General features: G+C 63.5%; 7 protein-coding genes and 1 pseudogene. 2 read left to right on the forward strand and 6 right to left on the reverse strand.

What is annotated here, in order from left to right; genetic code table 11:
* Window positions 1-181 precede the first annotated feature (181 nt).
* On the reverse strand, window positions 182-1156 hold the full coding sequence (locus ACSU1G_RS11120; protein ID WP_439280011.1) for a PD-(D/E)XK nuclease family protein: 975 nt from the start codon (window positions 1154-1156) through the stop codon (window positions 182-184).
* Complete coding sequence (locus tag ACSU1G_RS11125) at window positions 1153-6357, reverse strand: DEAD/DEAH box helicase (RefSeq protein ID WP_439280012.1); 5205 nt, start codon at window positions 6355-6357, stop codon at window positions 1153-1155. The genes ACSU1G_RS11120 and ACSU1G_RS11125 overlap by 4 nt, the downstream gene beginning before the upstream one ends.
* Here ACSU1G_RS11125 and ACSU1G_RS11130 point away from each other — a divergent pair.
* Window positions 6280-6621: a hypothetical protein gene (locus ACSU1G_RS11130; RefSeq protein WP_439280459.1), complete on the forward strand. Its 342-nt coding sequence runs from the start codon at window positions 6280-6282 to the stop codon at window positions 6619-6621. The two genes, ACSU1G_RS11125 and ACSU1G_RS11130, sit on opposite strands and share 78 nt — an antisense overlap.
* Here ACSU1G_RS11130 and ACSU1G_RS11135 read toward each other — a convergent pair.
* The 4 genes and pseudogenes from ACSU1G_RS11135 to ACSU1G_RS11150 form a co-directional block, all read right to left on the reverse strand.
* Complete coding sequence (locus ACSU1G_RS11135; protein ID WP_439280013.1) at window positions 6592-7170, reverse strand: hypothetical protein; 579 nt, start codon at window positions 7168-7170, stop codon at window positions 6592-6594. The genes ACSU1G_RS11130 and ACSU1G_RS11135 overlap by 30 nt on opposite strands.
* A gap of 349 nt (window positions 7171-7519) precedes the next feature.
* Entirely contained in the window at window positions 7520-9571 is a 2052-nt protein-coding gene (locus tag ACSU1G_RS11140; RefSeq protein ID WP_439280014.1) for a hypothetical protein, read from the reverse strand.
* Window positions 9572-9922: 351 nt separating this feature from the next.
* Complete coding sequence (locus ACSU1G_RS11145; RefSeq protein WP_439280015.1) at window positions 9923-11140, reverse strand: IS110 family transposase; 1218 nt, start codon at window positions 11138-11140, stop codon at window positions 9923-9925.
* Window positions 11141-11305: 165 nt separating this feature from the next.
* Window positions 11306-11689: pseudogene (locus ACSU1G_RS11150) on the reverse strand (transposase); the annotation flags it as partial.
* Window positions 11690-11916: 227 nt separating this feature from the next.
* Between ACSU1G_RS11150 and ACSU1G_RS11155 the strand changes: the two are divergent.
* On the forward strand, window positions 11917-13737 hold the full coding sequence (locus ACSU1G_RS11155; RefSeq protein WP_439280016.1) for an NERD domain-containing protein: 1821 nt from the start codon (window positions 11917-11919) through the stop codon (window positions 13735-13737).
* The last annotated feature ends 2 nt before the right edge of the window (window positions 13738-13739 follow it).

Below are 13739 nucleotides of genomic sequence, written 5' to 3' on the forward strand. Positions count from 1 at the left end.
TCACTGGCCGATGAATACGCGTTGCGTGCACATGCTGTACCAATTCGGATATCTGCTGCGCTGCACGAGCCTCAGATATCCTGCCAGATGCTACCTCACCGCGAAGTCAAGACATCACTTCGGACGCCTCCCTTGCTGCGCACGTGACCGTCACGGAAACTGACTTCCTTGCCACCCGCTGTCAGGTTCGACTACCCACAGGCGAGACCCGTGTGGAGCGAGTTGCTCGCCATTCGCTTTCAGCTCCGTCTCCGCGACGTGTAACTTCGGCGACTCGAATCGAACTGCCTACCCCGATGGTTCCGTCGCCCAGCGCAGCCAGGCCAGTGATCCACTCTTCACCGCGCGATGTAGCGATTCGAATGGCCGTCAGCCCCACCCGTGACGTCTCGACCTTGACGATGGAGCCCTCTACGCAGTCTGGGTCCGCCCACATCTCCGCGGCTTCCCAATGGGGCGCGCATGTGAGTCGACGACGGCAGTATTTACATCCTGTCTTGTTAGGAATGGCCGGAGGTGGCCGTGTGCCTCGTGCAAGCTCGATGAACGCAAGCAGTGCGTTGATGTCTGACTGCGAGAACTCGACGCGCACCCCGCCGTACCGGAGGCTGAACGCGACTAGCGAAGTAGGCAGTTGCCCGTATCGCTGAGCGAACAAGTGCGCGTATAAGAGGAGCTGAGTCCGGACGTCGTCGCTGATGGTGCCGTTGCCAATATCGCCGGTCTTCAGGTCCACCACCGCGCCGCCATCTGAGCCGTTCACTACGACATCGAGCTGACCGTATATGCGCCGGTGGTCGTCTTGAAGGACCGCTTCGGAGAGCGCATTGCTGCCCGAGGTCCTTAGGAAACTGGCTAGCTCGGCACCTCGGCGACGCAGTCTCGACCGGGTAATGACGGAGTCATCCAATCCCTTCGCGTCGATGCTCCAGCGCGAGGCTTCAGCGTCCCAGGCTGCCTGGAGGGAGGCGCCGGGGTTATCTGCCAGCCACGCGCCGCTCTCGAGCCACGCGCCCATTGCGAAATGCGCGAGCGAGCCGGCATTGCGGGGCGTGGAAGCGCTTGGCACCACCGGCACAGGCGTGAATGCGGCTGACGCCGGGCAGCGCAGCAGTCGCCCAGCGGATGTCGCGGACAGCCACTGAGCCTCACTCATTGTCGCGCCCGCTCTGCATCCGCCATGAGCTTGAGGACGCGGCGCGGGTCCCGGTCAATGGTGAATGAGTCGACGAACACCACGCCGTCACACTCGTTCTCCGCTTCTATGTCTGCGGCCGCATCGGCGAGCCGCTCGGCCATCACTCCTGCGTCCGAGCCCTCGAACGGGTGCCGGAGAATGACCGCGTACGTGCCATACTGCGAATTCAGCATCGCAGCAGCCACTCCCGGGGCATCGAGAACAGTCGCACCGTACGCCGTCGCCCATCGGCCGAGAGCTGTCGCTTCCTCTGCATCGTCGATGTGCAGCTCTCCGTGACAGAGTACCCCGAACAGGTCGCGCGCTAGGCGCCAGTCGAGCAGTGCGTGGTAGGCCATGTTCCCATAGTCGCGCAGGCATCGGTAGCACGAGGAGTTACAGGTCTGCGGATGGTCATCTTTCTCCAGTTCGGAGAGGTATACCTCGACAGCCCCGAGAAAGTCGGGAAGGAATTCTTCGGACCCGAGGTGGGTGCTGAATCCGGCGCCGTTCTCGAGCGTGTCCGCGAGGAACGCTTGAACTGTCGGCTCGCCCTCGGACGTCACGCCCGAGTAAATCCCCGCGTTGAGCTCGAGGGGCAGGATATCCAGCTTGGTCGCGGCGACCGTGCGCAGGAGGAATGCAAGTGAGTACCACCCCGCCCTGCGGCCCTCGGTCACATCGGCTGCGTTGGTGGGCTGATGGATGCCCGACACGAGGTTTAGGCGGATGCCACGGTCGGCATCCGTCGGCGCTGACGCTCCGATGAAAAGGAAGTCCGTGTGTTCCACCGCCCCGAGGGCGACATTTTCGACATCGCCGGTGGCGAATGAGGACGGAATGAGGTCCTGTTCGATGGCCTGAACAGATACGTACCCGCCCCAGTTGATCTTCCCAGGCGTGGCCTCCCGGAGGGGGAACAGCCGCCCACCGTTGTCGTTGATGACGTACCGTTTCGCAGGCCCGGACAGCACTTGCGCCCGCCCGAAGGACGACTCAGTGAGTTTGTCCGCATCCGCCATCGCTCTCGCCGCCATCGCGCGCGGAGACCAGGAGAAGTTGCCATCGAAGTCGGTCGCACGGCCGCTACGGAAGCCCAGGGGCTCGCGCAACGGCACTTCCGTGAAGTACGTCGGGCCTGCTCCGCAGCGAGGACAGGTGTCGGAACCGTCGTCGGTCCGCACGTCCCCGAGGTAGGAGCACGTCCGGCAGATGAATAGCGCAGTCGAGTGCCCGAGAGGGTCCGCAACTGGCTGCGGCGGTTGACCGCCCGCGGGCTTGAACGCGGTGATACCGACGACGGGATAGACCTTCCCGTCGCGGACGACCTCACTGAGAGGGGAAAATGCGCTGACAGCCATGCTCAGGTCACGGTCGATGATGTTCTTTGGCGGCCACGGGTTCGAGCGTGAAGGGCGATTGAGATAGAGATATCGCACCGATGTTGGGAACCCAAACATCGGAAGGAGGCCCGCCTCGGCGAGGAGCTGGCTCAGGTCGTCGTGCCTATCGCTCACGACCGCGGCTGATATGTCAGCAGTAAGCGTCGCAAGCACGCTGCTCGCGCGTTCTTCCGCAGATTCTTCAAACGAAGTGCCGGAAGCCAACGCTTCAGCTATGGAGACCACGGCCGCCTTGTTCTGCGAAATCCAGGCCTCGAGTCTCGGCCGGATAATCCCGTCCCAGGCAGCCGTCACACCGAACTCGCCGTGCACGTTCACTGATAGGTCATCATCTTCGGCGGACAGGTAGTCGGCCGAAGCCAGGCGCAGAACTTCGCTGCGAAGCGAGCGGTCGAATAGCTCGGGCCGGTCTAGCGTCAGGTAGGGCTTTGGCGTCGGCTCGTTCGTGATACGTTCTGGTCGCTCAAAGTAGTATTCGTCGTGGCTGCGACCGCGGCAGACAGTGAGGGCGATGGCTACCGGCGAGCCACGTCGGCCCGCCCGTCCCACGCGCTGCTGGTAGTTGAACCTCGTCGGCGGCATGTTGCCCAGGACTACGGCAGAGAGAGAGCCGATGTCGACACCCGCCTCCATGGTCGTCGTAACGGAGAGAAGGTCAACGGCGTCTGTCTTCGGATTCTCGTCGCCGGCGAGGAACACACCCTGAAATCGAGCCTGCCTGTTCTGAGCATCTATTCGGTCGGTCTGACCGGTCAGCTCGGCCGTGTTCAGCCTGAATCGGCCGTCATCGCTCATGGCCTTCCAGGCGTAGTAGTCGGTGTCGTTGACGACGTCATTCGGCTCGGCAGGGAGCTTGCGCGCGCACTTGGTGCAAAAGCCGTTCCCCGTCGTCAGATGCTGACGGCGGCAAGTAGCGCACGTCCACGCCCGTCCATCGCTGAGGCGGATCGATACTTTCGACGGGTCGATGAGGTATTTCACGACCGCGGTGCCTGCCCTGTCCAGCGCCTCCTGGAGCATCGAAGCTGGGTCATCCTGGGTCGCATCGGAGACCTTCTTCCAGAACTTGCGAAGGCGGGAGGTTGGGTCATCACGTACCGCGCGAATCTTCAGGAACCGCCGCTGGTCGGCCAGGACGCGAAGCGCGGCTCGTGCTTGTGCTGTCCGGCTGTCGCCGGGCTCATCCGACGGCGCCGTGTCATTAGCGAGCGTCAGCCAGCCGAGGCCTGTGGTCTCAAAATCCCGGCCGCCCCCTGCGTATAGCCCTTCGAGGATCTCGCTTTCGAGCGAGGCGCCGATTGCCTCGATGAGCGCCATCTGGGATATCGAGAGATTCCCTCGAGGTTGAACTGGTCTTGCGTCCCAGTTGAAGAGTGACGCCCAGGATTCGTCATCGGTTTCGCGAAGGCTGGCGTGAGGGCCTCCCGGATTCATACCCAGCTCCAGAAGGTCGAGCCCGACAAGGTTGGATAGCTCGCTAAGCGTCAGGCCCTTCGACAGATCGGCGACGAGGCTTGGCTCCAGGCTCGTGTCGACTCCTGGCGCCTTCTCCCAAATATCCCGCAACGTCGTGAAGGCCGGAGCATCGCGCGAACGGAGGCGGCTGACGGCTTCCCACCCCTCGTCTGTCCTCAAATTGTCTGCCAGATACTCGCGGGCGAGCTGTACATCGGATGCAGGATCACCTACAGCTTTCAAGCGCAGATACATCAGCTGGCGCAGCAGATCCTGGTAGTGGCGTAGGCCAAGCCCAGCGGATAGCTTCGCGGCATCCTGTCGGCTGTCCGTGAAGACGATGAGCTTTCGTTCCCGCTCACTCAGGTCGTTCGCGAGCTCGGTCGTCAGAACCTGATTGATCTTCTCGAAACCAGTGCGCATTGCTCGGATGGGCGAACGCTGCGTGCGCGGATCCGTCGCTTTCAGGCGCGTGCTCCCGGCGTACTCCTGCTCCCAATCGTCGCCGCACGCGGGGCACTGCGTGGGGAACGGGCTCACCGTCGCCATGTCGCGCTTGAGTTCGCCAGCATTATCGCGGGCAACCTTTGCGTGAAAGCTCCAACCGGTGTAATCCTTCGAGACGTTCATGAGCTCCCCGGAACCGGGGTTCAGCTGACTCGGGCGGAACGAATACTTGACCGCCTGACCATCCCGCGCCCACTCGGTCGCGTCGAGCGGGTCCAGTCCCACTTCAGGCCGCGGCCAGTACACGATGTAGTTGTCCGCCGTGCGCTGAAGGCTGATCTGGTCCGGAAGCTTCGCTAGCTCAGGGACATCAGCCAGGAGCATCGTCCTCACCCGCTTCTCCTGCGGCTCACCTTCCGGAGCGAATCCGCCAAGGAACACGTCGCCGCAGTTCTGGCAGTAAAGCAGCTCCAGAACCCTCGCGCCGCACTCGCATCGTGTCGCCGGCTCCGAGTGGAGCTTCCCGATGGTCCGCGTCTCAGACGGAGGTGCGACCGAGGTGCATGCTGGGTCGGAACAAGCCCACATCCCTGCGACATTCCGGAAGAACAGATGCGCGCGTAGTTTCGGGTCGCTGTCGTCCGGCGTCGCCGCAAGGCCCTCCAATACCCGGGCAACAGCAGTCCGGGCAACCGAAGGTTCAGCCTCAGGAAAGACTGCCCCTGCGAGGGCGCCCAGGTTCTTCGCCGCCCCGTTGTCCGCGTGGAGTGCGGCTCGAAGGGATTCGACTACTCCCCCGTCCCGGGCCGCGACTGCCGCCTCGCTCGCGGGGAGCTCCGCGAACAGGACAGGGTTCTGATCCGAGGCGGGCTCAGTTTTTGACGGCTTCTTGTTCGTGCCTTCAACGAAGACAAACGAATCAGGAGCAACGTCGAAGAACTGGTGGAGGTATTTCTCATCTCGCTTAGGGTTCAGCGAGGCGGAGGCGGCAAGAACGCGGAACTGCTCTGGGCGGTCGTCCAGCCCCAGTCGCCGCTTCAGATGACGGAGCAGATACGCGACCTCACTGCCTGCGGTACCACGGTACGTGTGGAGCTCATCGACGACGAGCGTGAAACGGTTGACCGGGTCCTCGAGCCATTTGCGAGTGGACTCGAAGAAATGGCTGTCACGGTCGCGCAGTAGCATCACGTTGAGCATCGAGTAGTTGGTGATGAGGATGTCCGGCGGCGCGTCTGCCATGTCCCAGCGCGAGCGCATTTCAGCGCCGTCTAGGCGCGGCACGAAGTAGCGCAGATCCTCGTCCGCATTCTGCGCCGCGAGTTCCCTCGCCCGTTCACCGCGCGCGGCCGTCGCGCGTAAATACGCGGCAAGTTCGTTCACTCTCAAGCGGTTGGTACGCGCCCCGGTCACGGGCGTCGCGCCCGTGTACCTGCCGAAGTAGAAGCGGTGTCCGTTGCGATGCTCATCGAGCCAGGCGCGGACATCGTCGCTGTCGAGCGCACGGCGAAGACGAATAAGCTGGTCGTCAACGAGCGCGTTCATCGGATAGAGAACGATGGCGCGGACCGCCGCTCGCCCCGCATCGGACTGACGCTGCGAAACGAAGGTGCCACCGGGAGGCTTCCACCAGTTCGGCCCGCGGTTTGAGGGCCCCGTCCAGTCCCGTGACTCGTCGAGGAGAGACGATAGCAGCGGGAGCATGAACGACTCGGTCTTGCCGGAGCCCGTTCCGGCGGTGATGACCATGTTCTTTCCGGGCGTCACACCCGCCGCGAGGGCGGCTTCCTGGTGGCCATGCAACGCACCTACACCCTTGAGGAGGCCACGGGAAGCGAACTCGGCCAGCTCGGGTGCCGCGCCGACCGCGCTCACCGAATCGGCGAGGGACCTACCGGTGCCTTCGTACTCGGGGCGCAGTTCGAGCAGCGGCTCGCGGAAGACGCCACCGTCCCGGTCAAGGAGTGCTCGGCGCTCGGCCTGGAGGCTGGGGTCGGAAAGCCCATATGGCGTGTCGTAATAGTTGAAGTACGCCTCCCGCAGGTGCTCGAACGTCTTGACGGCGTCGAGGTGACGCGGAGCAGGAGCATTCATGTGATGACAGACCTCTCAGTCGATGACCAGGGCTTGGCCGAGTGACGTGCAGACGCGTGCCGCGATGCTTCGCGGCACGTTCTCATAGATAGCAGTGGTCGCGATTGTCCCGAACTTCGGCGGGAGTCCCGTGCACAGAACGAGCGCGCGGCTGTGAAGCGTCGGCAATGGCGCCCCCCAGTCGACGAAAACGGTGCCGGTGTCGGCGCCCTTGCGTTCGGAATCGATCCGCCAGCGCACAGCCGACTCCCCTCTCCTGGCGAGTTCCGCGAAGATTCCGATGGAGAGCTCGCTCGCGAACCACTCGCCGCCGCGGCGCGTGATGTATCGCGGTCTTCCGTGGACTTGTTCGCTATACAGTCCGTCCGAAGGGTTCGACTGCGCGGCGCTCACGGGCAGCCACTCGCGAGGCTGGGTTGTATGTAATCGTTTGACTTCCGAGCCGTAGGCCGGCGGGCCGGTCGGGTCACGAGGCTCGATCGAGTTGAGAGAGAGCGCAATTCTGTGTGCGGCTAGTCCGGCGAGCGCGAGGCCCGCCTCCGCCGCACCCTCAGCCAGCTCGGCCTCGGTTCTGAACACCGCGTAGAGCGTCATGGGCAGAGGTACTTCGCCTGGCGGCGGTTCCCGGCGCGCCGATTCCAGCGTGCCCCAGAAGTCGTCAATCGAACGCATAGTCCGCAGCCGTCTAGCACCCGCGAGAACCGAAAGTCCGTCCCCTCTTGGAATACGAACGAGAGCGGGCGGCGCGACAGACCAGTGACCGCTCTTCCAGTCCAGTTCGCAGTGACCGAGGGATGTGACGTCGCGAAGCCAGCGTCCGCTAGCCCATCCTGGCAGGTCGAGGTCCTCGGTTCTGCTCATCCATTCGATTCGGCTCCGCAGGTCGGCAATCGTTCCCGAGCCAACTTCGCTCATCCACCGCAGCAAGATATCGCCGATACCCTCATCCATTGGCGATTCCTAGCTGCAGAGTCCAGAACGTGGCTCCGGAGGCATCGGCTGTTCTCGCCCAGGTTCCGAGCACATCGAACGCTGCTCGCACCTCCCGGGGTATGCCGGGCGTGATTCGGATCAGGCGCCAGTCCCTGCCCATGCGCTGCGCAAGCCATTGCGCCGACGGAGGGACCTGAAGCTCGAAGAACGCGGGCGCAAATGAGAACCCAACTCCTTGCGTGAACGCAGGCACGCCCGGCTCATCGCAGCGCTGCGCCCCGCCGCCGTCGAGTAGGAGCCACGTGTCGTCCTTCCCGCGACGGGCCAGGACGACGGGTGGGTCGGACGCTCCGTCGGCGATGGCACCGATAATCTGGGCATTCTCCGCAGCGGTCGTAATCGCTCCTTCCGCGGACCAGCCCAGGGCGCCCGTCCCTCGGGGAGTTGCAGCGATGGCCGATTCGGCGTGAAGTGTGAAGCGCAGGCGCTGTCCGTCAGCGATGACGTCAACCTCCCCCACCGGATAGCGGAGACGGCGTACTTCGAACGGAAACCCGTTTGCTGTGATGAGTTCTTCGTAGCCGTTCAGCGAGAGAATGACGACGTCAGGCTCTTCCGGGGTAGGAAGGAGAATGTCTGGTTCACCGCCGAGAAGGTAGTGATTCGCAGCGAGCTCGCGGTCAACGGGTAAGCCACGGACGAACCGAGCACGCGGGACGAGGGTAGGAGCAACGCCAAGTACCCTGAGACCGGGTTCCTCGACGAGCGCGGCCTGGAGCGCCTTGTCGTTCTTGAATCTGACTCCCTCGAACAGCCTAAAGCCGGGGAGAAGCGCATTGGCTCCCTGCCTGCGCGTCGTCCACCCCTCCTCCGCGGCTCTCGTGAGGACGCGGGATACCGCGGACGACTCAGCGGAGTCGGCGGCAATGAGGTGGGTCTCGAACGGAGTGATTCCCGGAGTGGATGACCAGGCGCCTGTCTGCGCGTCCTGGGCGAAGATCAGGACCTCGGCCTTCGAGAACTCTGCTGAAAAAAGAGTCCCCCGAAGGTGAAACCCTTGCCGCAGGAGTTCGGGCCTCACTGGCGGGCAATTCTCGGCGATGTAATAGCGGTAGGGCGGCCGCCGCACGAGTGAGATCGGCTCGACGGAATAGCTCATCCCGTCGAGCACGATGGGCGATTCGACGTCGTCCAGCACAGGAAAGAGCCACTCGGTGGTCCACTGCTCAAGGTCGACGCCGAGCCGGATGTCAATCCGCCGGCGGCCATCTCGTGTAATGACATGGCCGTCCCATGCAGCGGCGAACGCCAGAACGACGGCGGCGATGAGCCCTCTCGTCTTGTCATCCTTGAGCGCTGCCATGAAGGTCTCGCCTAGCCGGTTCTGGCTTCGTGTGCTCCAGACCTCGAGTGCCCGGAGCACCGTTTGCTCGTCCGGAAGGCTGGTCTTATCGAGGCTCAACGCAGTGAAGAAGCTTGTCAGCTCGGCGCGATCACCCCGAGTGAGGAGGGCTTGTGACTGCGGGTATCCGACGCGCGTGAGCCGCTCGTGCGTGCGAATGGTCGATGCGCCTACGCGGCCGTCCTGCGACGTGACCCACTTGTCCAGCGAGCTCCACATCCCTACGACATCCTGGAACGCCTGACCGGCCACCTCGTCACGCAAGGCGGTCACCTGGGTGTGATCAGCCTCGGGGTCAATCGATTCCGCTAGCCGCCAATAGTAGTTCGTCGAGAGCGCGTGCCCGTCCGAACGCATCCGAGTCGCAGCCAGCACGGTGAGCGCGAGCACGGGAAGGGTCGGAGGAGGAACGGACTTGTCTCCGAGCTTCCAGAGCCTGTGCTGCCTCTCGACCCGGCTAAAGTATGCTCCCTGCGCGGAAGAGCTCGCGTCTCGAACAGCGAGCGCCAGATCAGCCGCGGGGTCATCGAGGTCGGGTGCTATGCGTCGAAGTTCTTCGTCGTCGAGGAACAGGACGAATACGCTGCTTTGCTCGACCAGGAATGCTTCGGAAAGCGTGCGCTGCCACCGCTCGTAGCGGTCATCCGTCATCGGTGCCATCGTGTGCCTTCCTCCAAGACACACCATACATACGAGTGACAACTTTTCACTCGGGCGTTGTTCGTGCGTGGTGACGACAAGCGGTGAGATAAGTCAACGCTGGCACACCGTCGAACGGTTCAATCTTGAAATTCCCCACCTCGACCTGCCGACGCTTCTGTGCATGACTGCTGCTCCCGAAGGGGCGGTGAGGCACCCCAGCACCCCACCCGCGTGCACGACGTCCCCGTGCATCGTCCAAAGCGAGCGGTCCCCCGGACCGCTCGCGGTTCTGACAGAGCTGCGAGCGGTCAAGTTCCGGGTAATGGTGTAGCGGTGTCCTTCGGTGGTGTGGGGGGCCTATGTCGTTTGTCAAGCCGCGAGGGCCGGCGTAGTGACCCGTGATTCGTAGAGGGTGCCGTCGCGGAGCATGGCGTAGAGGACGTCGCAGCGTCGTCGGGCGAGGGCGATGAGGGCTTGGTTGTGGCGTTTACCCTGAGCGATCTTCCGGTCGTAGTAGGCGCGGGAGACGGGGTCGCGGAGCGCGGCGAATGCGGAGAGAAACAGCGCTCGTTTGAGGATCTTGTTTCCGCGTCTGGAGGGATGCTCGCCGCGGATCGATGACCCAGATCGTCGCGTGACGGGCGCGAGGTCGGCGCAGGCGGCGAGATGGCCAGCGGTGGCGAAGTCTTTGCCGGAGACCTCGGTGAGGAGTCGGGCCGCGGTCCTGACGCCGACTCCGGGCATGCTCGTCAGGACGGGCTGAAGAGGGTGCGCCTCCACGAGGCGTTCGACCTCAACAGCGATCTCGGCCCGCTGCCGGCGGAGACCTGCGAGCTGCTCCGCGAGACGCGGCAACACCAGCGCGGCGGCGTTGGTGCCGACCACGACGACCGTCTGCTCGCTCAACGCCGCGGTGATCTGCTCCGCAAGGCGGCGTCCCATGCGGGGTGCGAGCTTGACCAGCCGGTTGCCGAGCCGGGTCATTCCCGCGGCTTTCATCGCGACCGAAGACGGGTAGCGCTGCAACAAGTCCAGTACCGCCGGATGATCCAGGTGCGGGCCGAGCGTCCGCTCCAGGGCAGGGTGGATCTGGGTGAGGAGCCCGCGGATACGGTTGCTCGTGGCTGTGGCCTGCCCGACAAGGTCGTCATCGAAACCGCAGAGCATCGACAGCTCCGCGACCTGCTCGTCGGCGACCTGGATCGACCGCAACGCGTGAGGGAGGGTCCGGGCGGCTTGCGCGATGATCGCCGCATCCCGTGCATAGGTCTTCGCTTCGCCAGCATGCAGGTCTGCGATGCGGCGCATCGCGAGCCCGGGGAGGTACCCCACCAACACGTCCTCCGCCTGGGCGACAGCGATGGGGAGGGCGCCGATCGTTGCGGGCTGATCCACGACGAAGAGCACCTGACCATGTCGTTTCAGGCTGCCGATGACTGCGCGAATCCGCGCTTCGTCATTCGGCAGTGCTTTGTCATAGAGCACCGCTCCGGCTCGGTTCAGGGCCACGGCGTGGTGTTCGCCTTTGCCGACGTCGAGGCCGATGAAGACGGCGACGTCGTCGTAGTGCTCGATGGTCGTGACCACAGTGTCCTCCGTTCGATGAACGACAGCACTGCGGCAGTGAGTCTCGGCATCCACGTTACGAACGGCCTCAGCATCCGCTGGGTCCAGCCCCTATCAGCGATCACGCACTGCCAACCAGGTCCGGTGACAACACCCCCAGATCATGAGTACGACAGGGGGCAGCAATCATGCCGAGCCCGGCAGGCTGTCACCATTCAGCATCCTCGCCGAACGGCTACGAAGAAAGTAACGGGGGTAGGCTCTGAGTTCGAGGATGGTATTGGTCACCTCCTCGGTTTCGGTGTTGGGGACGAGGTAGAGGCGGCCTTCGGCCCATTCGTCGGTTTGCTCGGCGAGGACTGCGCCGACGAGGCGGATGATCGCGTCGCGGTTGAGGAAGATGCCGACGCTGTCGGTGCGGCGGCTGATCTCGCGGTTGAGTCGCTCGTTGTGGTTGTTGGACCAGATCCGCGCCCAGAGCCCATCGGGGAAGACGGTGAACGCGAGGATGTCGGCCCGTGCAGTGTCGAGGTGCTCGTGCGCGTCGGGGAGTTTGTCTTCGACGTCATCCCCAGCGCATCGAGAGCGTTCTCTGCCCGTGCATCGGTCCCCGAGATCGCAAGGATCACACCGTTTACGATCGAGTTCGTGGTGCTTGACCTGCGGATCGTGATGCGCGTCGGCGTTGGCATCGCGAACGATCTGAATAGGTGGCCTCATCCCGTGCTCTCGGTCTTGCTCGGCACGGCGGAAGCTTGTTGGGCATCACGACGTCTGCGCACCGCTACGATCCAGTCATGATCCGCATGATTCCGCCTCGTCCGCGCACCGGTGCCAACGTCTCCGAGAAACGGATCTTCGATGCGTTCGCCGGCGCCCACGACGCGGACGACTGGATCGTCCTCCACAGCATTGAGATCCGCCGGCATGCGGCGCAGTTCCAGGGTGAAGCGGACTTCATCGTTCTGGTGCCAGGGCGTGGCATTGTCGTGATCGAGGCGAAGAGTCCCGAGTACGTCGAGTACAAGGACGGCGATTGGCGGCTCGATCGAGTTCCGAACCCAGGTAAAAGCCCTCTGGCGCAGCTCGATGGCAGCATCCGAAGCCTTCGCGGATACCTCAAGCAGCGTGGCATCCTCCATGGGTCTGAGCCGATCGCGCGTCTCATCTGGTTCACACCGCTTGACCGCTTCCAGTTCAAGAACGCTTCTCCCGGGGACATGCAGTTCTTTGAATGGGAACTTGCCTGGCGTGCAGATCTGCAGAACCCGATCAAAGCAATTCGACACCTACTCGATGAGCACGACGCCTGGTACTCGACGGTCGACGGAGTCGAGCATGACCCGACGACGATGACGCCTGAGCATGTCGAGGAGATCGCCGGCGCACTCGTTGGTGACTTCGCCGGCGGCCGGTCACTCGCAGATCGTAAGCTCGAGCGTCTTGACGACGAGAGCCGGCTGTTGAAGCAGCAACGCGTTGTGCTGGAGATGATCGAGCGAAATGACCACGTCTACTTCGATGGCCCCGCGGGCACGGGCAAGAGCTATCTCCTCACGCATCTCGCGAAACGGTGGCGATCACACCACCGGACGCTCGTCACCTGTTGGAATCTGTTTATGGCTGACGAGCTTCGTGACATGCTGCGCACGAATCGCGACGTCGAGGTCGATGATCTCAACTCGATCATGCTCCGGCTCGCTGGTCTCTCCTCTAACCCCGAGAATGCCGAGCACAGCTGGTACACCGAGGAGCTTCCCTCCCTCGCGCTTGACGCTCTGAAAGCGAACCCGACGCTCGGTGGGTACGAAGCGATCTGCGTCGATGAGTTTCAGGACATCGCAGCCTTCCCGGCGGTGCTCGACGTGCTTATCGCTCTCGCCGGCACGGGGTCCCCGGATGGCACGAAGCTCGCATTCGCGGGTGACGCGAGGCAGCAGATCCTCCGTCCTTCGGACTCTTACGTCGATCCGTATGAGATCGCGCGGAACCGCGTCCCGGATCTCGTGCACGTTGCACTGCGCCGAGGGTTGCGGCAGGTGGGAACGTTGACGGCATCCGCGGAGTCGCTGCTCTCACGTCAGTTCGGCTACTACGGTCATCGTGTCACCTCGACGATCGATGCACCGCTGGTTGTGAAACAGGTGTCGGATTCCGCACAGGCGTCCAGCGCGCTCGCCGAAGCGCTGAAGGAACTGCTCGAGCATCACCAGGCGCATGACATCGTCATTCTCAGCCCGTTCGGTGCGCGCAACTCCCTAGCTGGGCGATTGCTTGCTGCGGAGCACTTCTCTAAGGAGGAGCGTTGGCTGCGGGAACGGCTCAAAGTGGAGCCGCAGTCGGGCACGGGACTCGGTCCGGTAGATGCCGTCTCGACGGATGTTACTGTCGACGTGAGCGAGGCACCCAACCCGGGGACGATGCCCAAGGCTCCTTCAGGCCGCGTGCGCTGGGGGTCGATCTTCAAGTACAAGGGCTTGGACGCTGAGGCCGTGATTCTTACCGACATTGGTGACGATGGGCTCGCGTTCATCCGTCGAGAGGGCATCGATTGGTTCGACCTGCTCTATGTGGGCCTGACTCGGGCGCGGTATCGGTGCGTGGTGATACCTAACTGAGT

Source organism: Microbacterium sp. A93, assembly GCF_051842835.1.

Bases quoted from the DNA above. Each gene is read 5' to 3' on its own strand.
- ACSU1G_RS11120 (WP_439280011.1), bottom strand. From the start codon at position 1,156: ATGAGTGAGGCTCAGTGGCTGTCCGCGACATCCGCTGGGCGACTGCTG.
- ACSU1G_RS11130 (WP_439280459.1), top strand. From the start codon at position 6,280: ATGCAACGCACCTACACCCTTGAGGAGGCCACGGGAAGCGAACTCGGC.
- ACSU1G_RS11135 (WP_439280013.1), bottom strand. From the start codon at position 7,170: ATGACGCTCTACGCGGTGTTCAGAACCGAGGCCGAGCTGGCTGAGGGT.
- ACSU1G_RS11140 (WP_439280014.1), bottom strand. From the start codon at position 9,571: ATGGCACCGATGACGGATGACCGCTACGAGCGGTGGCAGCGCACGCTT.
- ACSU1G_RS11155 (WP_439280016.1), top strand. From the start codon at position 11,917: ATGATCCGCATGATTCCGCCTCGTCCGCGCACCGGTGCCAACGTCTCC.